Source organism: Arthrobacter sp. 05T47 (genome assembly GCF_056395825.1).
Genome location: NZ_JBFTKG010000138.1, coordinates 1 through 1,546, shown reverse-complemented (window position 1 = coordinate 1,546; position 1,546 = coordinate 1). Strand labels below are relative to the sequence as shown.

2 protein-coding genes are annotated in these 1,546 nt (G+C 58.9%); both read right to left on the bottom strand.

Annotated elements, in window-relative coordinates:
- Window positions 1–369 precede the first annotated feature (369 nt).
- Entirely contained in the window at window positions 370–1,299 is a 930-nt protein-coding gene (locus AC1DEY_RS23330; RefSeq protein WP_476870071.1) for a sulfurtransferase, read from the bottom strand.
- Between the two features lie 82 nt (window positions 1,300–1,381).
- A partial coding sequence (locus tag AC1DEY_RS23325; RefSeq protein WP_476870072.1) for a CGNR zinc finger domain-containing protein occupies window positions 1,382–1,546 on the bottom strand: 165 nt, incomplete at its 5' end.

The following is a 1,546-nucleotide window of genomic DNA, read 5'->3' as shown; positions in this document are numbered from 1 at the left end:
ACATCCTACTGATCCAGAATCAGCGCCTCACTCGCTCCCTTGTTCGCACGTCACTGTCTGTACTGGCTGGTCAACGGCGGCAGGTGTCGGCATCCACGTTACGAAGGACCGATCGTCGTGCCTGACCCATCATCGTGCCTCTATCAGCGATCAACTGCCGCCAAGCCGGTACGGTTACAACCCCCCGGATCATGAACGACTGGGGGCAGAAACCATGCCGGGACCGACCGACCAACACACCCTTATGCTGCAACAGGACCCGGGCTACGAAAAAAGGTAACGGGGCGGGCTGCTGGTGACTCCTGGCACCAGGCGGCTACTTAGTCAGTTACGGTGCCGAGGCTGGAGGTGCGGGGGTAGACCGGCCATCTATGGCTCCGGAGAGACGGTAGCCGAACTACTCACCCAAACAGGATCTTCTAAACCTACCGCTATGGGAGCCCGAACAGCATTGCCCCATTCGGTCCATGAGCCGTCGTAGTTTCTCACCCTTTTCATGCCCAGCAGGAAAGTCAGGGCGAACCACGAGTGGCTTGACCGCTCGCCAATGCGGCAGTAGGTGATGACGTCATCGTCGGCTCGCAAGCCTACTTCGTTGAAGTAGATCTCCTCGAGTTCCCTCCGCGGCCGGAACGTCCCGTCGTGGGAAACAGCCCGCGCCCACGGGACATTGCGCGCCCCCGGAATATGCCCGCCGCGAAGGACCCCCTCCTGCGGGTAATCGGGAATTGACGTGCGCTCACCCGTGAATTCCTCAGGGCTGCGAATGTCTATCAGGGGTAGCCCGATGTGTTCCTGGACGTCATTCTTAAATGCCCGGATGGACGCGTCGTCCCGTGTGACTACCGGATACGGTGGTGTGCTCCGGGCCGGCGCAGGCGCCGTCTCGAGTGGACGTCCTTCGGAGATCCACTTTTCACGCCCGCCGTCGAGCAGGCGGACGTCAGGATGGCCAAAGAGACTGAACACCCAGAGCGTATAGGCGGCCCACCAGTTGTGCTTGTCACCATAAATGACAACGGTGCTGTCCCGTGAAATACCGCGGGAGGTCATCAGGTTGGCAAATTCCTGCCCCGTCAGGTAGTCGCGCATCACCTGGTTGTTCAGGTCTGTATGCCAATCGATTTTGACTGCCGACGGTATATGGCCCACGTCATACAGCAGCGGATCCTCGTCAGACTCCACGATGACGAGCCTGCGGTCAGCCATGTGCTGCACAAGCCATTCGGCGGTGACCAGCCTGTCGGAATGTGCGTACTCTGCGATTCGGTCAGAATTGTCTGGAGGTAAGGCTTGCATTGAGGTCCTTTGATGCGATGGATAGCCCGTCAGCGAAAAGACCTCCTCCTGCCAACTTGGTCATCCAGGAACAGGAATGGGGTCAATTCACGAGCTTTGATTCATGTTTTCGCGCCCGGTGCGCTCGAAGATTCGCCGGGTTGCCGCAGATTTTCACGTCATGCCAAACGCCGCTGTTGTTGCGTGAACGGTCAAAGAACGCAACCCGGCATTTTTCGCTGCGGCATAGTTTGAGCCGGTGCCAGGT